General features: G+C 64.9%; 17 protein-coding genes. 7 read left to right on the plus strand and 10 right to left on the minus strand.

Annotated features, from left to right (window positions below):
• Positions 1 to 46: 46 nt before the first annotated feature.
• The 4 genes from BVG12_RS27015 to BVG12_RS27030 all read right to left on the minus strand — a co-directional run bounded on the left by BVG12_RS27015 (position 47) and on the right by BVG12_RS27030 (position 4,022).
• Positions 47 to 745 (minus strand): DUF1345 domain-containing protein, encoded by a 699-nt coding sequence (locus BVG12_RS27015; RefSeq protein ID WP_229503725.1) that lies wholly within the window; start codon positions 743 to 745, stop codon positions 47 to 49.
• A complete protein-coding gene (locus BVG12_RS27020; protein ID WP_075795097.1) occupies positions 745 to 2,013 on the minus strand; it encodes an MFS transporter in 1,269 nt (422 codons plus the stop codon). The genes BVG12_RS27015 and BVG12_RS27020 overlap by 1 nt, the downstream gene beginning before the upstream one ends.
• A 114-nt stretch (positions 2,014 to 2,127) precedes the next feature.
• On the minus strand, positions 2,128 to 2,871 hold the full coding sequence (locus BVG12_RS27025) for a class I SAM-dependent methyltransferase (protein ID WP_075795098.1): 744 nt from the start codon (positions 2,869 to 2,871) through the stop codon (positions 2,128 to 2,130).
• A 122-nt stretch (positions 2,872 to 2,993) separates the two neighbouring features.
• Entirely contained in the window at positions 2,994 to 4,022 is a 1,029-nt protein-coding gene (locus BVG12_RS27030; RefSeq protein ID WP_075795099.1) for a CDP-6-deoxy-delta-3,4-glucoseen reductase, read from the minus strand.
• A gap of 12 nt (positions 4,023 to 4,034) precedes the next feature.
• Here BVG12_RS27030 and BVG12_RS27035 point away from each other — a divergent pair, with 12 nt between their 5' ends.
• Both BVG12_RS27035 and BVG12_RS27040 read left to right on the plus strand, forming a co-directional pair.
• Complete coding sequence (locus BVG12_RS27035; RefSeq protein ID WP_075795100.1) at positions 4,035 to 4,928, plus strand: NAD-dependent epimerase/dehydratase family protein; 894 nt, start codon at positions 4,035 to 4,037, stop codon at positions 4,926 to 4,928.
• Positions 4,929 to 5,087: 159 nt separating this feature from the next.
• Complete coding sequence (locus BVG12_RS27040; protein WP_075795101.1) at positions 5,088 to 5,351, plus strand: hypothetical protein; 264 nt, start codon at positions 5,088 to 5,090, stop codon at positions 5,349 to 5,351.
• A gap of 120 nt (positions 5,352 to 5,471) precedes the next feature.
• Here BVG12_RS27040 and BVG12_RS34310 read toward each other — a convergent pair whose 3' ends face one another.
• The 5 genes from BVG12_RS34310 to BVG12_RS27065 form a co-directional block, all read right to left on the minus strand.
• Positions 5,472 to 6,503, minus strand: coding sequence for a glycine-rich domain-containing protein (locus tag BVG12_RS34310; protein ID WP_075795102.1), 1,032 nt, complete (start codon positions 6,501 to 6,503; stop codon positions 5,472 to 5,474).
• A gap of 295 nt (positions 6,504 to 6,798) precedes the next feature.
• Positions 6,799 to 8,652 carry a sensor histidine kinase gene (locus BVG12_RS27050; RefSeq protein WP_075795103.1) on the minus strand — a complete coding sequence of 618 codons (1,854 nt, stop codon included), beginning with the start codon at positions 8,650 to 8,652 and terminating at the stop codon, positions 6,799 to 6,801.
• Between the two features lie 234 nt (positions 8,653 to 8,886).
• Entirely contained in the window at positions 8,887 to 10,170 is a 1,284-nt protein-coding gene (locus BVG12_RS33630) for a UCP032817 domain-containing protein (protein WP_075795104.1), read from the minus strand.
• Positions 10,171 to 10,498: 328 nt separating this feature from the next.
• On the minus strand, positions 10,499 to 12,352 hold the full coding sequence (locus tag BVG12_RS27060; RefSeq protein WP_075795105.1) for a sensor histidine kinase: 1,854 nt from the start codon (positions 12,350 to 12,352) through the stop codon (positions 10,499 to 10,501).
• Positions 12,353 to 12,499: 147 nt separating this feature from the next.
• Complete coding sequence (locus tag BVG12_RS27065; RefSeq protein WP_075795106.1) at positions 12,500 to 14,248, minus strand: glutamine--tRNA ligase/YqeY domain fusion protein; 1,749 nt, start codon at positions 14,246 to 14,248, stop codon at positions 12,500 to 12,502.
• 205 nt (positions 14,249 to 14,453) lie between these two features.
• Between BVG12_RS27065 and BVG12_RS27070 the strand changes: the two genes are divergently transcribed.
• The 5 genes from BVG12_RS27070 (at position 14,454) to BVG12_RS27090 (ending at position 17,563) form a co-directional block, all read left to right on the plus strand.
• Positions 14,454 to 14,744, plus strand: coding sequence for a DnaJ domain-containing protein (locus tag BVG12_RS27070; RefSeq protein ID WP_075795107.1), 291 nt, complete (start codon positions 14,454 to 14,456; stop codon positions 14,742 to 14,744).
• Between the two features lie 43 nt (positions 14,745 to 14,787).
• Positions 14,788 to 15,303, plus strand: a complete 516-nt coding sequence (locus BVG12_RS27075; RefSeq protein WP_075795108.1) for a hypothetical protein — start codon at positions 14,788 to 14,790, stop codon at positions 15,301 to 15,303.
• Entirely contained in the window at positions 15,300 to 16,082 is a 783-nt protein-coding gene (locus BVG12_RS27080) for a hypothetical protein (RefSeq protein WP_075795109.1), read from the plus strand. The genes BVG12_RS27075 and BVG12_RS27080 overlap by 4 nt, the downstream gene beginning before the upstream one ends.
• A 17-nt stretch (positions 16,083 to 16,099) precedes the next feature.
• The gene (locus tag BVG12_RS27085) at positions 16,100 to 16,978 is read left to right on the plus strand and encodes a hypothetical protein (RefSeq protein ID WP_075795110.1); all 879 of its coding nucleotides are present in this window, start codon (positions 16,100 to 16,102) and stop codon (positions 16,976 to 16,978) included.
• A 258-nt stretch (positions 16,979 to 17,236) separates the two neighbouring features.
• Entirely contained in the window at positions 17,237 to 17,563 is a 327-nt protein-coding gene (locus BVG12_RS27090; RefSeq protein WP_075795111.1) for a hypothetical protein, read from the plus strand.
• 30 nt (positions 17,564 to 17,593) lie between these two features.
• Here the strand turns inward: BVG12_RS27090 and BVG12_RS27095 are convergent, their stop codons facing one another.
• The gene (locus BVG12_RS27095) at positions 17,594 to 18,862 is read right to left on the minus strand and encodes a CaiB/BaiF CoA transferase family protein (RefSeq protein WP_075795112.1); all 1,269 of its coding nucleotides are present in this window, start codon (positions 18,860 to 18,862) and stop codon (positions 17,594 to 17,596) included.
• Between the last annotated feature and the right edge of the window lie 34 nt (positions 18,863 to 18,896).

An 18,896-nucleotide genomic window follows, 5' to 3' on the forward strand; every position in this document is an offset into this window, starting at 1 on the left:
ATCGATATTACACACTTCGGAGAAAGTCCGGCGTTCGCATGGGGCCTCAGGTGTTGACGAGGCTGGCCGCGATGTTCACCGACAGGCCCAGGATGACGAGGTTGAAGAAGAACGCCAGCACGCAGTGGCCCAGCACCAGCTTGCGCATGTCGCGCGTCTTGACCGTCACGTCCGACGTCTGGACGGCGACGGAGAGCGTGAACGAGAAGTACAGGAAGTCCCAGTAGTTCGGCTGCGTGTGCAGGTCCGGGAAGGCCAGCGGCAGCGCGTGCTTGTTGGCCGTGTAGTAGAGGTGCGCGTAATGGAAGCAGTACATGACGCCGACCAGCAGCCAGGAGCCGACCACCGTCAGCGCCGTGAACGCGTAGTGCAGGGCCTTCACATGCTCGGACGCCTCCTTCATGTTGGCCAGTTCCGTGACGATGGCGTACACGCTCAGGATCGCGCCGACGATCATGGCGGCCAGCACGACGCCGCCCCGTTCATCCTGTTTTTCGGCGATGGCGCGCACGCGGCTGTGGTCGGCGCGGAACATCGCCCACGACATCGTCAGCAGGTACGACCACACGCCGCTGTTCCAGCCGATCAGGGCGCGCCGCAGCCCGTTGTAATCGCCCGGGACCAGGAGCCCGACCGCGACGCCGAGCGCCAGCGCGCCGAGCAGGTAGGGGCGGCTGCGCATGAAGCGCACCATGAAACCCGCTTGCTTCGGGGTGCGGGCGTCGTGTGGGAAGGGGTTGTTCATCATCCCACCTTGACCTTGACGTTGGCTGCGCTTTCCGCTTCGTGGTGCGGGAAGCGGTCCATGCGCGACAGCACCGGGAACAGCTTCATCCACGTGCCCGTGACGACGAGCGTCGCGACGCCGCCGAACACGATCGCGCGCACGAGGCCGAACCAGCTGGCCGTGAGGCCGGATTCGAATTCGCCCAGTTCATTCGACGCGCCGATGAACACGGCGTTGACGGCGCTGACGCGGCCGCGGATCTCGTCCGGCGTCTCGTACTGCACGAGCAGGTGGCGGATGTAGACGCTCACCATATCGCCGGCGCCCAGCAGGAACAGGGCGGCGAGGGCGATGGCGAAGCTGTGCGTGAGGCCCATCGTCACGGTGGCCGCGCCGAACAGGGCAACGCCGCCGAACATCCAGGCGCCGACCTTGCGCGTGATGGGCCAGAACGCCAGCGCGATCGAGCACAGCGTGGCGCCGGCGCCGGGCGCCGTGCGCAGCAGACCCAGGCTCGTCGGGCCGGCCTGCAGCACGTCGTGCGCGTACGCGGGCAGCAGGGCCGTGGCGCCGCCGAACAGGACGGCGAACAGGTCCAGCGAGATGGCGCCCAGCACGATCGGGCGCGACCACACGAAGCGCAGGCCCTCGAGCAGCGTGTGCCAGCTGACGGGCGCTTTGTTCATGGCCTGCGGCGCGCTCTGCGTGCACGCCATCAGCAGCACGGCGACGGCCAGCAAGGTGCTCGACACGGCGTAGACGACGTTCGGCCCGAACACGTACAGCAGGCCGCCCAGCACGGGGCCAACGATCACGGACACCTGGAACGTGGATGAACTCAATGCCACGGCCTGCGAGAAATCCCGGGTGGAGACGAGGTTGCGCAGCACGGCCTGCGAGGCCGGCTGCATGAAGGCGCGCGCGCTGCCGAACAGCACCAGCACGGCGTAAACGGGCCACACGGTCGTGCTGCCGGACAGCGTGAACGCGACGAGCAGCAGGCTGCACAGCAGTTGCGTGGCCATGCACGCGAGGACGATCTTGCGGCGGTTGTGCGTGTCGGCCACGTGGCCGGCCCACAGGATCAGCAGCAGGAAGGGCGCGAACTGGGCCAGGCCGATGAGGCCGAGGTCGAACAGGCTGTGGGTGATCTGGTAGACCTGCCAGCCGACGGCCACGCTCTGCATCTGGACGGCGAGCGTGCCGAGGAAGCGCGAGGACAGGTAGAACGAGACGTTGGGGCTGCGCAGGACTGCCAGGCGGCCTGTCGGGGAAAGGACGGACATAGGTTGGGCGAGGATGGCGGGAATGCAACCCTCATTGTGCCTGATGTCCGGGAAATGCGCTGTCTTGACGGCGGCGCATGGTGGGCGGCCTCCGCCCACCATGCATGCCGCAATTTATTTCTTGACGAAGCGAATCGCGAACTTGTCGTCCGGCGCGCCCTTCATCTCGAAGAACGGCTGCTCGCGCGGGTCGGACGGCGCGCGCAGGTAATCGCTGCTGGCGTCGACCTTGAAGCCGGCTTTCGTCACCTCGTCGACGACCGTGTCTTCGTCGATGCGGTGCAGCGTCTTCGTGGCCGAGAGGCCGCTGCCCTTCTTGGCCGCGTTGTCGATGATGACGAGATGGCCGCCCGGCTTGAGTGCGTCGTACAGGCGCTTGTTCATCGCGGCGCGGTCGGTCGGGGTATTCGCGATGTCGTGGTACGACATGTTGATCGTGATGAGATCCAACGGCGGCGTGCCTTTGGGGACCGGGTCGTTGAAGTCCGCCACGACGGCGTGCAGGTTCGGCAGCGTGGCCTGGCCCAGGCGCTGGTCCAGCTTGGGATTCGGCTTGGCGTTCTGCGCCCAGACCTCGCCCTTGCTGCCCACGGCCGCCGTCAGCAGGGCCGCGGTGGCGCCGCCGCCGGAAGCGATGTCGAACACCTTCTGGCCGGGCTTCACTTCGGCGAACGTCAGGAACTCGCCCGACTTGCGGTGTTCGTCGGCCTTGCGGTCGTCGTCGGTGCGGAGCGGGCTGGCGAGGACGGATTGCCAGTGCGTGCCGGCCGGTTCGGCCGCGTGGGCGGGGAGGGCGCCCGTCAGCAGGGCGGCCGACAGGGCGAGCAGGACAGGGGCACGGCGGAGCGTCTGATGCATGTTGTTGACCCTTTCTTGTTTGGGAACCGGCCGGGCGTGGCCGGGGCAAACGGGAACATACCGCAAATCCTTGTCGAGATATACAGGAATCGTATCTGCATACCGTCCGCCCGTGCCGGGACTCAAGACTGGGCCAGGTCGGCTTCCGTCGTGAACGCGTCGGCGTAGAATTCGTCGGCCGGCAGGCCGCACCGGTCGACGTAGTCGCGCCGCGCGGAATCGACCATGATCGGCGCGCCGCACGCGTACACCTGGTGGTTCGACAGGTCGGGGATATCCTGCATCACCGCCGCGTGGACGAAGCCGGTGCGGCCCGTCCAGGCGTCTTCCGGCAGCGCGTCCGAGATGACCGGCACGTACCTGAAATGCGGCAGCTCGCGCGCCCATTGTTCGCACAGGTCGTGCATGTACAGGTCCTGCGGGCGGCGTCCGCCCCAGTACAGGGACACGGGGCGCTCCGACTTCAGGTGGATCATGTGTTCGACGAGCGCCTTGACGGGCGCGAAGCCGGTGCCCGAGGCCAGCAGCACAATCGGCTTGTCGGACTCTTCGCGCAGGAAGAACGTGCCGAGCGGACCTTCGAAGCGCAGGATGTCGCGCTCCTTCATCGTCGAAAAGACGTGATCCGTGAACACGCCGCCCGGCAAATGGCGGATGTGCAGTTCGATGGGGCCGCCCAGCGACGGCGCGCTGGCGATGCTGTACGCGCGGCGCTTGCCGTCCTTGAGCATGAATTCGATGTACTGGCCGGCGCGGTAGGCGAGGGCTTCGTTGGCCGGCAGCTGCAGGGTGAGGATGGCCACGTCCGGCGCGGCACGGCGGATGGCGATGACGCGGGTGGGCATCTTGCGCACCGGGTACTCGCTGCTGCCGCCCACTTCGCGCGCTTCGATCACCAGGTCGCCCTCGGGGACGGCGCAGCACATCAGCGCATAGCCCTGGAGTTTTTCCTGGTCCGTCAGGGCGCGCGCCTGGTGCGGCTTGTGGTGGATCGTCCCTTCGACGACCTTGCCCTTGCAGGAACCGCAGGCGCCGTTCTTGCAGCCGTACGGCAGGCCGATGCCGGCACGGATCGCGGCCGCGAGAACGGTTTCGTCCGCTTCGCAGTCGTAGTGATGGCCGCTGGGCTGGACAGTGATCTGAAACGTCATACAATCCTCGGAATGAATACAAAAAACAATGTCAGGTTCAACAAGCCGCGCCTCCTGATCGTGGGCTGCGGGGATGTCGGCATGCGTCTGCTGCCGCTGGTGCGTGAGCGCTTTCGCGTGTTCGCGGTGACGAGCCAGCCGGGCCGCGGTGCCGAGCTGCGCGCGGCGGGCGCGATTCCGGTCGTGGCCGACCTCGACCGGCCCGAGACGATGAAACGTCTGGCCGGACTGGCGCAGCGGGTCGTGCATCTCGCGCCGCCGCCGCAAGACGGTGCGCTCGATTTGCGCACGCGCAATTTGACCGCCATTCTACCCGAGGGCGCGCGGGTGGTTTATGTCAGCACCACCGGCGTCTACGGCGACCGCGGCGGCGCGGCGACCCCCGAGACGACCCCCGTGGCCCCGCGCAACGCGCGCGCGCGCCGCCGCGTGGATGCCGAGCGCGTCCTGCGCGCCTGGGCCGTCGCGAGCGGGGGCAAGGTCGCGATCCTGCGCGCGCCCGGCATCTATGCGGCCGACCGCCTGCCCATCGAACGCCTGCAGCGGGGCACGCCGGCACTGGCGCGCGACGACGACGTGTACACCAACCACATCCACGCCGACGACCTGGCCCGCCTGTGCGCGCTGGCGCTGTTCCGCGCGCGGCCGGGGCGGGTCTACAACGCGTCCGACGATTCGCGCATGAAGATGGGCGATTATTTCGATCTCGTGGCCGATGCCTTCGGCCTCGCCCGGCCGCCGCGGCTGGCGCGCGCCGAGCTGGAGAAGGCCGTGTCGCCGATGCTGTTGTCGTTCATGTCGGAATCGCGCCAGCTGGACAACCGCCGCCTCGTCACGGAGCTGCGCGCCCGCCTGCATTACCCGCGTGTGGAGGAGGCCGTCAGGGCGTTATCGCAGGCAAAATAAGGTGGTCTTAAGCAATTCGCAACTGATCCATGTATCATTTGGGTTCGCCGTAGAGCGACCATACAAATAATTCATATTTCCCAAAAACTGGCTGATTTTCCATTATCCGTCCTGGGTCGTGGAAAATTTCCCATGGATGTCACCAGCGAAAGAAGACCTATGCCCATCAGACGCCTGCCCGAGGGCGCCGAGTACGACCCGAACCGGGTACTCGATGCCATCATCAACAAGCTCAAGCTCAAGAACGACGCCGCGCTGTCGCGCGTGCTGGAAGTCGCGCCGCCCGTGATCAGCAAGATCCGCCACAACACGCTGCCGATCGGCGCCACGATCCTGCTGCGCATGCATGAGGAGTCGGACATCAGCATCCGCGAGCTGCGCGCGCTGATGGTGCGCAGGGACGGCGCGGCAGGCGCGGCCTGAACCGAAAAAAAATCCGCCCGGGGAACGGGGCGGATCGGACCGACGCGGCCCGTGAGGGGCGGCCGCGTCGGGAGGACTGCGAAACGTGGTGACGTCCTCGTGCCGTGACGTCCTCGTGCCTCAGGCGGCCTTGGCCGCGGTGTGCGGACCAGCGCAGAACGCGGTGTCGGCCTTGATCGCGCTGCGTTCCTTGGTGTGCGGACCGGCGCAGAAGGCGGTGTCGGCCTTGATCGCGCTGCGTTCCTTGGTGTGCGGACCGGCGCAGAAGGCGGTGTCGGCCTGGATCGCGCTGCGTTCCTTGGTGTGCGGACCGGCGCAGAAGGCGGTGTCGGCCTTGATCGCGCCGCGTTCCTTGGTGTGCGGACCGGCGCAGAAGGCGGTATCGGCCTTGATCGCGCTGCGTTCCTTGGTGTGCGGACCGGCGCAGAAGGCAGTCGCCTGTTTGTGCGGCCCGGCGCAGAAGGCGGTATCGGCCTTGATCGCGCTGCGTTCCTTGGTGTGCGGACCGGCGCAGAAGGCCGTGGCCTCTTTGTGCGGACCCGCGCAGAAGGCGGTGTCGGCCTTGATCGCGCTGCGTTCCTTGGTGTGCGGACCGGCGCAGAAGGCCGTGGCCTCTTTGTGCGGACCCGCGCAGAAGGCGGTGTCGGCTTTGATCGCACTGCCTTCTTTGATGTGCGGACCTGCGCAGAAGGCGGTCGCCTGGTCATGCGGGCCGGCACAGAATGCGGTGTCCGCACCGTCCAGTGCCTGCCCTGCCGCGTCGGTCGTGCCCGGATAGGCTTCGCCGAAGGTGGCTTCGTACAGTTCGCCCATGCGTTTGCCGCTGTCGAGGCGGAACTGCTCGTCCTCTTCGCCGCGCATGCCGACATACGGATAGTGGTGCAGGAAGTAGCCGAATGCCTGTTCGCAGTCGGCGGCGTATTTCATCGTATCGAGGATGTGGTAATGCCAGAACGTGTCGACGTCGACCAGCGGTGCGGTGTCCTCGTCCGGGTACAGCTTCATCAGGCACAGGAAGCGGCGGTATTCTTTTTCGACCGCATCGGCCTTTTCCGCACTCCAGCCTTCGCCGGATTCCACGTGCATCAGCTTCGTTTTGATCGGTTGGAGGTCGAGTTGCATCACGGCTTTGAACAGGTCATTGGCGTTCATGGTCATCCTCATTTGTAATGGTTAAGTACAGCAATCCCTAGTTATGGTGTGAGCGGTGAATCGACTGCCGGAAACAGTATTTCCTTGAAGCATATGATGACATCGGGCAACACACTTTCGGATTTGCAGACGTGTCTTACACGTAGTCAATTTAGTTGAGGCAATTCACCATGTTGTTGATGTTTGTCAAAGAAACAAGTTTTATGCTTAGTGGGCTACACGAAATACGATGGGCAGAGTAGGCCGGCTCAGAAAGAATATCCTGATAACACGACAGGAAGCGCGAGGAACAGCTTCAGATGACGGCCGAGCCTGAACTGTGCTCCTGCTGTTGGGAGAATGCCGGCTCGGGCCCGCCGATGACGGGCGCGGACACCATCACGGTCGTGCCGCCGTCCGGCTCGCTGAACACGGCGCAGGTGCCGCCGAGAATCACGATGCGCTCCTCGATACCGACCAGGCCGAACGAACCGTATTTGTTGCGCCCGCCCGGCGGCAGCCCGCAACCGTTGTCGCGCACCGTCAGCGACAGCCAGCCGCCGTTCAGGCGCAACTCCACCTTCACGCGCGTTGCGTTGGCGTGCCGGACGATGTTCGTGAGCGATTCCTGCAGGATGCGGAAAAAGGCCGTGGCGCAATGGTCGGCAAGGGCGATCTCGCCGTGGTCGTCCTGGATCTCGCACTGGATCCCCGTGCGCCGCTGGAACTGGTTGACCTGCCACTCGACGGCCGCCGACAGCCCGAGGTCGAGCACGGTCGGGCGCAGGTCGTTGATGATCTGGCGCACGCTCTTGATCGTCGTGTCGATCTGCAGCAGGGTGGCGCGCGCGCGCTTGTGCAGGTGGCTGTGCGTACCCCTGGTGCGTCCGGCCAATAGTTCGGCCTCGATGCGCAGTGCGAGCAGGCTCTGGCCGAGGTCGTCGTGGATTTCGCGCGCGATGCGCTTGCGTTCCATTTCCTTGATCTGGTACGCGTGGTCGGCCAGGCGCCTGAGTTTCTGGTGCGACAGTTGCAGCTTGCTCTGGCTCTCGCGCAGTTCGCTCGTCATCTCCTGGGCGAGCGCGAGCGCGGCGCGGCGCGACGAGGTCAACGTGTGCAGCAGGGCGTACAGCAGGATCGAGCCGAGGAAGCCGAAGGCCATCATCAGCTTCGGATAGTACGAGTCGAATTCCGTGTACAGCGCGGATTTGCGGACGCTGTAGACGGTCTTCCAGGGGCGGCCGTTGAAGTTCAGCGGCAACGTCGTCGTGAACACATCGTCGCCGCTGTCGAGCGCCGGCGCGGGATCGCTGGCGCTGCCGCGGCTGTCGAACAGCGCGAGCGCCCGTCCGCTGGTATCCCGGCCGTGGGTGTCGGTGCCGGGCCCGATATCGTACAGGGTCATGCGCATCCCGGAAATCGGGATCTCGTCGATGACGCCATGCAGCAGCTTCGGCATATTGAACGCGATCCCGAGCGAACCGACGTAGGCGGCGCGGCGCTCCTCGACCGTGTCGAGCGGCAAGCCGAAGTGGTAGACCGGCGTGCGCATCCCCAGGTAGATGTTGTTCGGCGAGGACAGTGGCAGAATCGGCGTGCCGGCCGCATAGAGCGTGCCGTTGTCGCGCGCATCCATCAATTGCTTGCTGAAGTAGCGGTTCATCGCGAGGTCGATGCCGTACAAGGCCGGATTTTTCGGGTCCGGTTCGAAATAGGCGATCAGGAGATAGTCGGGGCGGATGCCCGGCGGTGAAATGTCCATCTGTACGCCTTTGCCGAAGTGGCCCTGCATTTCTTCGCGCAAGTCGTCCATGAAGGCCAACCGGTCGGCTTCTCTCACATACGCGGCGAAATTCATGCTGTCGACCGCCGGATAATTGCGTGGCAGTTCGAGCCCGCGCACGAATTCGTGGAACCGGCGGTGCGTCATGATGTCCGTGCTTTGCAGCATGCTGCCCGCGGCACGGAGCAGGTCGGTATACGATTTGAGACGGACGCTGATGACGCTTTGCGCGTGTTTCGCGTGGTTGACGAACCGCGCCTCGGCGTCGCCTTCGATCGAGTGAGCCGTCACGATGTACAGCAGGCTGCTGACCAGGGACGACAGCAGGGCGCCGGCCCAGAACGAGAACCGGGTGACCGAAAACGCGTCTCTCAGTGTCGTCGCCATGAAAATACGTTTCCCAAGATGTGTTCCGGCGCTGCCGGGTATGCAATGTTAATTTTTGTAAATTACTTCGCTTGAGTGCCGGGCGTACCTAGCAGTTCGAAGAGTTGTCGTCCGGCATAGTTCAGAACCGATTCATAACGGGCGCTGCCGGAACGAAAAATGCCCGCAGGTGAGCGGGCAGGTGCTTCGGCTGGAAGACGGCGCGCGGAGACGCAGTCTTCCCATGGTGAAAGGTCAGGCATGTGACACGGCCGCGGCGATATCGGCACGGCACATATTGATGTCCGGTCCGGCTCGTTTGTTGTCCGGCCCGGCGCGGTAGGGCGTTTCCGCGCGGGGACCGGCGCAGTAAGCGGTCGCCGCGACGGCGCCTTCGCCACGGGCGGCCTGCGCCTTCACACGCGGCCCCGCGCAGTAAGCCGTTTCCGCGCGGGGACCGGCGCAGTAAGCGGTTGCCGCGACGGTGCCTTCGCCACGGGCGGCTTGCGCCTTCACGCGCGGCCCGGCGCAGTAGGCCGTTTCCTTGCGCGGCCCCGCGCAATAGGCCGTTTCGGCACGGGGACCGGCACAGTAAGCGGTCGCCGCGACGGCGCCTTCGCCACGGGCGGCTTGCGCCTTCACGCGCGGCCCGGCGCAGTAGGCCGTTTCCTTGCGCGGCCCCGCGCAATAGGCCGTTTCGGTGCGGGGACCGGCGCAGTAAGCGGTCGCCGCGACGGCGCCTTCGCCACGGGCGGCCTGCGCCTTCACGCGCGGCCCGGCGCAGTAGGCCGTTTCCTTGCGCGGCCCCGCGCAGTAGGCCGTTTCCGCGCGGGGACCGGCACAGTAGGCGGTCGCGGCGACGGCGCCTTCGCCACGGGCGGCTTGCACCTTCACGCGTGGCCCGGCGCAGTAAGCCGTTTCCCTGCGCGGCCCCGCGCAATAGGCCGTTTCGGCACGGGGACCGGCACAGTAAGCGGTCGCCGCGACGGCGCCTTCGCCACGGGCGGCCTGCGCCTTCACGCGCGGCCCGGCGCAGTAGGCCGTTTCCTTGCGCGGCCCCGCGCAGTAGGCCGTTTCCGCGCGGGGACCGGCGCAATAGGCGGTGCCCGGCCCGCCATCTTCTTCGCGGCAAACCTGCTCGACGACGGCTTGCGTGCCCGGATAGGCTTCGCCGAAGGTGGCTTCGTACAGTTCGCCCATGCGTTTGCCGCTGTCGAGGCGGAACTGCTCGTCCTCTTCGCCGCGCATGCCGACATACGGATAGTGGTGCAGGAAGTAGCCGAATGCCTGTTCGCAGTCGGCGGCGTATTTCATCGTATCGAGGATGTGGTAATGCCAGAACGTGTCGACGTCGACCAGCGGTGCGGTGTCCTCGTCCGGGTACAGCTTCATCAGGCACAGGAAGCGGCGGTATTCTTTTTCGACCGCATCGGCCTTTTCCGCACTCCAGCCTTCGCCGGATTCCACGTGCATCAGCTTCGTTTTGATCGGTTGGAGGTCGAGTTGCATCACGGCTTTGAACAGGTCATTGGCGTTCATGGTCATCCTCATTTGTAATGGTTAAGTACAGCAATCCCTAGTTATGGTGTGAGCGGTGAATCGACTGCCGGAAACAGTATTTCCTTGGAGCATATGATGACATCGGGCAATACACTGTCTAATTCGCAAACATGTCTTACATGTAGTCAATTTAAATCAGGCAACTCGTTAAGATATTGATATTTATCAAAGAAGCAACATTAGTTGTTCATGTGGATATACAGTTGTCATAAGGTAGGGTAGGGATTTATCCGGCCGGGATAAATAAAGGCAAAAGAAAACCTCGCCACCCATGCGGCGGCGAATTGCAAGAGGGAAGTATAGGGGACTAGATCAGGGCAGAGCCTGGTCCATGCTCGAATTGTGCGTGGACCGGATGTTGCACAGCACCCACTACGGGCGCGGACACCATCACGGTCGTGCCGCCGTCCGGCTCGCTGAACACGGCGCAGGTGCCGCCGAGGATCACGATGCGCTCCTCGATGCCGACCAGGCCGAACGAACCGTATTTGTTGCGCCCGCCCGGCGGCAGCCCGCAACCGTTGTCGCGCACCGTCAGCGACAGCCAGCCGCCGTTCAGGCGCAACTCCACCTTCACGCGCGTTGCGTTGGCGTGCCGGACGATGTTCGTGAGCGATTCCTGCAGGATGCGGAAAAAGGCCGTGGCGCAATGGTCGGCAAGGGCGATCTCGCCGTGGTCGTCCTGGATCTCGCACTGGATCCCCGTGCGCCGCTGGAACTGGTTGACCTGCCACTCGACGGCCGCCGACAGCCCGAGGTCGAGCACGGTCGGGCGCAGGTCGTTGATGATCTGGCGCACGCTCTTGATCGTCGTGTCGATCTGCAGCAGGGTGGCGCGCGCGCGCTTGTGCAGGTGGCTGTGCGTACCCCTGGTGCGTCCGGCCAATAGTTCGGCCTCGATGCGCAGTGCGAGCAGGCTCTGGCCGAGGTCGTCGTGGATTTCGCGCGCGATGCGCTTGCGTTCCATTTCCTTGATCTGGTACGCGTGGTCGGCCAGGCGCCTGAGTTTCTGGTGCGACAGTTGCAGCTTGCTCTGGCTCTCGCGCAGTTCGCTCGTCATCTCCTGGGCGAGCGCGAGCGCGGCGCGGCGCGACGAGGTCAGCGTGTGCAGCAGGGCGTACAGCAGGATCGAGCCGAGGAAGCCGAAGGCCATCATCAGCTTCGGATAGTACGAGTCGAATTCCGTGTACAGCGCGGTCTTGGGGGCCGAATAGATCGTCTTCCAGGTCCGGCCGTGGAAATTCAGAGAAAGGGCCGTCGAAAACGTGGTGTCGCCGCCGGCGAGCGGCGGCGTGGGATCGCTGGCGCTGCCGCGGCTGTCGAACAGTGTGCGCGGCGTGCAGCCCGTGTCACGACCATGGATATCCAGCCCGGGACCGATGTCGTACAGTGTCATGCGCAGCCCCGTGATCGGCACTTCGTCCATGACGCCGTGGAGAAGTTTCGGAACGCTGAAGGCGATGCCGAGGGAACCGGCGTAAGCTGCGCGGCGCTCGGCTACGGTATCGAGCCGGCCGCTGCCGTAATAGATGGGCATGCGCATGCCCAGATGGGTGTCGTTCGGCTTCGACAGGGGCTGGATCTGCGTACCGGAGGCGTAAACGGTGCCTTCGTCGCGGGACTTTTCCAATTGCGTGCCGAAATAGCGGTTTGCCAACAGGTCAACGCCGTAATGCCCGGGACTGGACAGGTCGGGTTCGATGTACGAGATGACGAGGTAGGACGAGCGCCTGCCTGGCGGCGCAATGTCCAACGGGGCGGGCAGCTCGACAAGGCCCTGCATCTCCTTCCTCAGTTCCTTGATGAAGATGTCCCGCCGCTCATCGGTGACGTGGGTCGCAAAATTGATCGAGTCGACCGCCGGGAAGTGCTTGGCCAGATCCAGTCCGGTCACATACTGATGAAGCTTGCGATGGGTGATGATATCCATGCTCTGGATCATGCTGCCGGTCGACTGCAGCAGATCGTTGTATGACTTCACCCGGACGTTGATGACGCTCTGGGCATATTTTGCGTGGTTGGTGAAGCGCTCATACGCATTGTTTTCGATCGAACGCGCAGTGACCATGTACAACAGGCTGCCGACCAGCGTCGACAGCATGGCGCCGGTCCAGAACGAAAACCGGGTAACGGAAAACGTGTCTCTCAGCGTCGTCGGCATGAGGTCCCGCAGGCAGGCAAGGGGTGTGTTTATTGATTGCAACTTACTTGTCTTGCGTGGCTGACGAACCTAGCAGGTCGGAGAGTTGTAAGGTAAAAAAAGCCCGGCTCATCGACTGGGCCGGGCTCGTGCAGGGGCGCCAAAGAATTACTTGCCCCAGCTGTCCTTGAGCGTCGTGACGCGATTGAACACGGGCTTGCCCGGGACGGAGTCGACGCGGTCGGCGACGAAATAGCCGTGGCGCTCGAACTGGAAGCGCTGGTCCGGCGCGGCCTGGGCGAGGCCCGGTTCCAGGTACGCGGTGACGACTTCCAGCGCGTTGGGGTTCAGCGCGGTCATGAAATCCTTGCCGCCGCCGTCCGGCTGCGGATCGAGGAACAGGCGGTCGTACAGGCGCACCTCCGCTTCGAGCGCGTGCTGCGCGCTGACCCAGGTGATGTTGCCCTTGACCTTGTAGTTGTCCGCGCCCGGCGTGCCCGATTTCGAATCCGGGAAATAGTTCACGTGCACGGCCACGACGTTGCCGTTCTCGTCCTTGTCGAACCCGGTGCACTCGGTCACGAAGCCGTATTTCAGGCGCACGCGCGAACCCGGCTTGTCGTCGATCGGCGGGTAGAAACGGTGGTAACCCTTGGCCGGCACTTCCATGAAGTCTTCCTGCTCGATCCACAGCTCGCGCGAGAACGGGAACGAACGGGTGCCCCATTCCGGATGGTGCGGGTGGACCGGTGCGCTGCACTCGACCGTCTCGCCGTCCGGGAAGTTATCGACGATCAGCTTCAGCGGACGGAGCACGGCCACGGCGCGCGGCGCCTTCGGGTCGAGGTCGTCGCGCAGGGCGCCTTCCAGCGTGCTCATGTCGATCCAGCCGTCGGCCTTCGAGACGCCGATGCGCTCGCAGAACAGCTGGATCGATTCCGGCGTGTAGCCGCGGCGGCGCAGGCCGACGATCGTGGGCATGCGCGGGTCGTCCCAGCCCGTCACGACACCGTCAACGACCAGTTGGCGCAGCTTGCGCTTCGACGTGACGACATAGGTCAGGTTCAGGCGCGCGAATTCGTACTGGCGTGGCACCGGACGCTGGAAGAAGCCGCCGTCGGCCAGCGTCTCCACGAGCCAGTCGTAGAACGGGCGGTGGTCCTGGAATTCCAGGGTGCACAGCGAGTGGGTGATGTTTTCCAGCGCGTCCGAGACCGGGTGCGTGAAGTCGTACATCGGGTAGATGCACCATTTGTCGCCCGTGCGGTGGTGATGGGCGTGGCGGATGCGGTACAGGGCCGGGTCGCGGTTCGTCATGATGGGCGAGGACATCGCATCCTCGCTCATCTTGGCACGCAGCACGTGTTCGCCGTCCTTGTACTTGCCGGCCTTCATGTCGCGGAAGATCTGCAGCGATTCGGCGGCGGGGCGGTCGCGGAAGGGCGAGTTCGTGCCCGGCGTGCCGAAGTTGCCGCGGTTGCGCGACATGTCTTCGGCGCTCTGGCTGTCGACGTAAGCCTTGCCGTTCTGGATCAGGTATTCGGCCATCGCGTACAGCTGGTCGAAGTAGTCGCTGGCGTAGTGCAGGTATTCCTGGCCGCCTTGCTCCCACGTGAAGCCCAGCCACTTGACGCTGTCCATGATCGTGTCGACGTATTCCTGGTCTTCCTTTTCCGGATTGGTGTCGTCGAAACGGAGGTGGCAGCGGCCCTGGTAGTCGCGCGCCAGGCCGAAGTTCAGGCAGATCGATTTGGCATGTCCCACGTGCAGGTAGCCGTTCGGCTCCGGCGGGAAGCGCGTGATCACGGACGGCATGCCGGCCCGCGTGTGGGTGCCCGCGGCGAGGTCGGATTCGACGATCGCGCGGACAAAATTCGGCGACGGGGTGGCCGCCGCAGCGTTCTTGTCGTTACTCATGAAACCTATTGTGGATGGGTATGATTCCCGGCATTTTACCGTAGAAGGCGGCATCCGGGCCGCTATGTGGCCAAGCGCACGGTCTGCCCCGGAGGCAGTCTCCATACTGGGCGAGCCGTCGTCCCGGCAGCGGCCTGTCAAGTTGGCGCTTTCTATAGGATAATCTCGGTTTAATGTTATTTCGGCCACAGCCGGAGAGTTCCAAGTGGAAAACTTATACGCGATCCTCGGCGTCGCGCCGAATGCCGGCGACGACGAGATCAAGAAGGTCTACCGTTCGCTGGCCATGCGCTACCACCCGGACCGCAACCAGGCACCGGGCGCGGAAGCGCGCTTCAAGGCCGTCACGAAGGCCTACGAGGTCCTGTCCGACCCGGTCAAGCGTGCCGAATACGACCAGAGCGTGAACCACCGCATCGTGCTCGACGCGGAGGCGGAGGCGTTCGAATTGTGGCGCTCGGTCTTCGCCCTGAACGGCGTCAATTTAGCCAACTGAGCTGGCGGCCTGAATACGCATCCAAACAGAATACGAGTCAATCATGAAAAAAGTACATCCGGAGTTCGCCTTCCAGTCGCGCGAGCTGGAAGGGCAGATCGAAGGCACCCTGGGCGACCCGCCCAACCGCAAGAATTACGACATGATGGTGCAGGCCCTCGTGTCCGAATACGCCAATGGCGACGGCCTCGACGACGTCAACATGATGGCGTTCGCGCTCGTCGACCGCATCCGCTTCACCGATCCGAAAGGCCTCATGCGCGAAGCCTATGACTATGAAGGCGGCGACCCGGCCAAGGTGTTCGCGATGGCTAATTGCGACGGCGACGACGAAGGCCGCGCGATGTACGCCGCGATCTGCGACAACCACCCCGAGCTGGCGCGCCAGGCCATCGTGACGGCCTTCCTGTACAAGAACCAGGCCCGCTGGGAGGACGACGACCAGTCGCTCGACCAGCTCGCGAAGGACGACGAAGGCGACGACGAGGAGCTCGACGAAACGTCCGTCGGCGACGAGTTCACCCAGCTGTTCGACCAGGAAGGAGGTGACCGCGAATGAGCGACGACAACAAATCCAACCTGCCCGCGCTGACCAAGCAGGTCGGCGAACTCGTGCTGGCCGGCTCGCTGCAGCACGCCGAAGAGGCGCTGTCGCAGGCCGCCGACGAGCATGGCGACTACGCCGTGGCCGAGGTGCTGTCCACGCTGCCGCCGCAGGTGACGGCGCTGCACCTGGCCGGTTTCGACGGCGCCAAGACCTCGGTCGCGACCCTGCTCGTGCCGCCGAAGGCCTGGGCCGAAAGCCTCGCCTACCTGGCCGCCACGTGGCCGGACGACATGATCGAGGACGATCCCGAGCGCATCGCCGAGAACCTGTTCAACCACATCCACGGCATCGTCTACGCGACGGATGACGAGGAGCGCCGTCAAGAGCTGCTGACGGAAGCGTCCGCCACCGACTACGGCGCGACGGCGTTCGCCATCGTGTGGTCGCTGGCGCCGCGCGAGATCCTCGAAGTGGCGGGCGAGATCAACAACCGCGGCCCGCACATCAACGTGCACACGACGTCCGACAGCGACATCGTGCCGCTCGCCGTCGACCTGGCCAAGGCCAGCGAGGACGGCTGGCAGCGCTCGCTGCTGGAACTGTTCCCGGAATACCGCAACACGGCCGACCTCGCGGACGTCGAACTGCCGGACGATCCGGACGAGGAGACGGAATTCCAGCAGCGCGGCACGCGCGAACTGCTGTACCGCCTGCGCAAGCAAGTGCCGTCCGTCCGCAGCCTGCAACGCCGCAGCGGCCGCCGCAGCATGGGCACGGACATCTTCTCGTGACGGGAGCGAGCGCATCGATGCTGCCTGCCATCGTCATCGAAAAACTGCCCCGGCTGATCCGCGCAATCCGGCTGATCCCGCAACATGCCGCCGACGACGAGGCGGCGGGCCTTGCCGACGAGCTGTCCGGCATCACGGCGATGGTGGCCGAAAAGTTCACCAACGACCGCACGGCCGAAGGCATCCAGCGGGCGCAGCTGCTGACCATCGGCTGCGTGTCGCTGGGCCTCGAACACCTCGTCGAAACGGAGGGCGAACAGGGCGACCTGGACGCGCTCGACGTGCTGCTGGGCGAGGGCGCGGAATACGTGTTCCAGCAGGGCTTCCGCCTGATCCGCGAACTCGCGGCGCTGCCGGAAGACACGTTGATCGGCGAGTTCGACAACGACCCCGTGTACTCGGCGCGGCGCCTGAAGGAACTGTTCGTCGACATCTGCACGGCCGACCCGGGCGAAACGTGGTCCGGCTACGAGCGCTATCTGGGCCAGCTCAAGCAGCGCCAGGAGGTGCAGGCCGTCGTGCGTGCCGCGCAGTGGTTGCGCCGCCATCACTGGGAAGGGCCCGTCAAGGATCCGGACCTGAATGCGGAAGGCGTGATCGCGCTCGCGATCATCTTCGGCGTCGAGGGCGGCGGGCGCATCGTCGCGCGCACGGGGCAGAAGGAATTCGAACGCTTCGTGCAGACCGTCCGCAAGGGCAAGCCCGATTTCGACGCGGGCTGGGCCGCGCTGCTCGAACACATTCCGGCACCGCACCGGGCCATCATCGCGGACCGCATCGCCAGTTACCGCAACAGCATCCTGCTGCAGAATATCGCGGGCAGGGTGCCGATGAAGGAATTGTTCGTCGAGCTCGAGAATTATGCGGGCTCCGAGATCGACGCCGAGTATCCGTGACCGTAGGGTGGGCTCGGGAGCCCACCCGTACGTGTAACCGCAGCCGTAGGGTGGGCACGTTTCATGCGAGGTCGGGACCTCACATGAAACGTGCCCACCAATCGTTTGAGTCATCAAATTCGGCAATTCCGAGGTGGGCTGCCGAACTCGTCAATGCGGTTCGTGCGCCTCTTGATTCCCAACAGGACTACCATGACGCTCCAGCCCCGCATCCCCAGCCGGATGCGGACACGTGCCATCAATGCAAGGAGTTACGTCATGTTGCAAGCAAACGAAATCCAGCAGCGATTCACTCATATTCAGCAAACCATCCAAGAGGCGGAACAGGCTTGCCAGCAGGCGGGCGACGCACCGGACGAGATCCGCAACGTCATCGACAAGCTGTCGCGCGAAGCCAAGCAGGCGCAGAGCGTGATGCAGTCGAACGACCAGCAGCGCATCCAGCAATGCGTGGACAACCTGGAAGACATGGGCGACGAAGCCAAGCGCATCAGCCGTTCGCTGCCGACCATGCCGGCTCACCTGGAAGCGGCCGTGACCCGCGTGCACGCCGAGCTGTCGGACCTGAAGCACAAGCTGCACTGATCCCTGCGTGCGGCAGCGCGCCGCCCGACGTCACACCACGCCGCCCGCGCGCAGGGCGGCGATCTCCTCGTCGCTCTTGCCCAGCACGTCGCGCAAGACCTCGACCGTATGCTCGCCCAGCAGCGGCGGCGCCAGGTTGCTCGTCGCCGGCGTGGCCGACATGCGCATCGGGCTGCGCACCAGTTTCACTTCGCCGGCCGTCGGATGCGGCAGCGCGAACTCCATGCCGCGCGCGCGCACCTGCTCGTTGGCGAACACCTCGTCCAGATCGTTGATCGGACCGCACGGCACGCCCACCGCTTCCAGCATCGCGATCCACGCGTCGCGCGGCCGCTCGCGCACCATGTCGGCCAGCAGCGGCACGAGCACGTCGCGGTTTTGCACCCGCAGCGGATTGGTGGCGAAGCGCGGGTCGCGCGCCAGTTCCGGCCGGCCGCCCGCTTCGACGAATTTCTGGTACTGGCCGTCGTTGCCGGCGGCGACGATGATGTGGCCGTCGCTGCATGCGAACGTCTGGTACGGCACGATGTTGGCGTGCGCATTGCCCCAGCGTTTCGGGCGCTTGCCGCTGTTCAGGTAATTGCTGCCGACGTTGGCGAGCATCGCGACCTGCGTGTCGAGCAGCGCCATGTCGATGTGCTGGCCTTCGCCCGTGCGATCGCGGTGGGTCAGCGCGGCCAGCACGGCGATGGTTGCGTACATGCCTGTCATCAGGTCGGTCAGCGCGACGCCGACTTTTTGCGGACCGCCGCCCGGCAGGTCGTCGCGCTCGCCCGTCACGGACATCAACCCGCCCATGCCCTGGATCAGGAAGTCGTAGCCGGCGCGGTGCGCGTACGGCCCGTCCTGGCCGAAGCCCGTGATGGAGCAGTACACGAGGTCCGGCTTGATCGCCTGCAGCGATGCGTAATCGAGGCCGTAGCGCTTGAGGTGGCCCACCTTGAAGTTTTCCAGCACGACGTCGCAATGGCGTACCAAGTCGCGCAGCAGCGCCTGGCCCTGGGGACTCGCGATGTCGACCGTGAGCGAACGCTTGCCGCGGTTCGCCGACAGGTAGTAGGCCGCTTCGGTGGTCGGCCGGCCGGAAGCGTCCGGCGCGTACGGCGGGCCCCAGGCGCGCGTGTCGTCGCCGGCGCCGGGGCGTTCGATCTTGATCACGTCGGCGCCGAGATCGGCCAGGTTCTGCGAGCACCACGGCCCGGCCAGCACGCGTGACAGGTCGAGCACGCGGATGTGGCCCAGCGCGCCCTGGGGTCGTTGATCCGGACCGTTGTGCGGTCCGTTCTGAATGGATGCCATTCTGTCTCCGATTGAAGAGTTATTGTTCCCGGCG

Source organism: Massilia putida (assembly GCF_001941825.1).
GTDB lineage: Bacteria > Pseudomonadota > Gammaproteobacteria > Burkholderiales > Burkholderiaceae_D > Telluria > Telluria putida.

Bases quoted from the DNA above. Each gene is read 5' to 3' on its own strand.
- BVG12_RS27015 (WP_229503725.1), bottom strand. From the start codon at position 745: ATGAACAACCCCTTCCCACACGACGCCCGCACCCCGAAGCAAGCGGGT.
- BVG12_RS27020 (WP_075795097.1), bottom strand. From the start codon at position 2,013: ATGTCCGTCCTTTCCCCGACAGGCCGCCTGGCAGTCCTGCGCAGCCCC.
- BVG12_RS27025 (WP_075795098.1), bottom strand. From the start codon at position 2,871: ATGCATCAGACGCTCCGCCGTGCCCCTGTCCTGCTCGCCCTGTCGGCC.
- BVG12_RS27030 (WP_075795099.1), bottom strand. From the start codon at position 4,022: ATGACGTTTCAGATCACTGTCCAGCCCAGCGGCCATCACTACGACTGC.
- BVG12_RS27035 (WP_075795100.1), top strand. From the start codon at position 4,035: ATGAATACAAAAAACAATGTCAGGTTCAACAAGCCGCGCCTCCTGATC.
- BVG12_RS27040 (WP_075795101.1), top strand. From the start codon at position 5,088: ATGCCCATCAGACGCCTGCCCGAGGGCGCCGAGTACGACCCGAACCGG.
- BVG12_RS34310 (WP_075795102.1), bottom strand. From the start codon at position 6,503: ATGAACGCCAATGACCTGTTCAAAGCCGTGATGCAACTCGACCTCCAA.
- BVG12_RS27050 (WP_075795103.1), bottom strand. From the start codon at position 8,652: ATGGCGACGACACTGAGAGACGCGTTTTCGGTCACCCGGTTCTCGTTC.
- BVG12_RS33630 (WP_075795104.1), bottom strand. From the start codon at position 10,170: ATGAACGCCAATGACCTGTTCAAAGCCGTGATGCAACTCGACCTCCAA.
- BVG12_RS27060 (WP_075795105.1), bottom strand. From the start codon at position 12,352: ATGCCGACGACGCTGAGAGACACGTTTTCCGTTACCCGGTTTTCGTTC.
- BVG12_RS27065 (WP_075795106.1), bottom strand. From the start codon at position 14,248: ATGAGTAACGACAAGAACGCTGCGGCGGCCACCCCGTCGCCGAATTTT.
- BVG12_RS27075 (WP_075795108.1), top strand. From the start codon at position 14,788: ATGAAAAAAGTACATCCGGAGTTCGCCTTCCAGTCGCGCGAGCTGGAA.
- BVG12_RS27080 (WP_075795109.1), top strand. From the start codon at position 15,300: ATGAGCGACGACAACAAATCCAACCTGCCCGCGCTGACCAAGCAGGTC.
- BVG12_RS27085 (WP_075795110.1), top strand. From the start codon at position 16,100: ATGCTGCCTGCCATCGTCATCGAAAAACTGCCCCGGCTGATCCGCGCA.
- BVG12_RS27090 (WP_075795111.1), top strand. From the start codon at position 17,237: ATGTTGCAAGCAAACGAAATCCAGCAGCGATTCACTCATATTCAGCAA.
- BVG12_RS27095 (WP_075795112.1), bottom strand. From the start codon at position 18,862: ATGGCATCCATTCAGAACGGACCGCACAACGGTCCGGATCAACGACCC.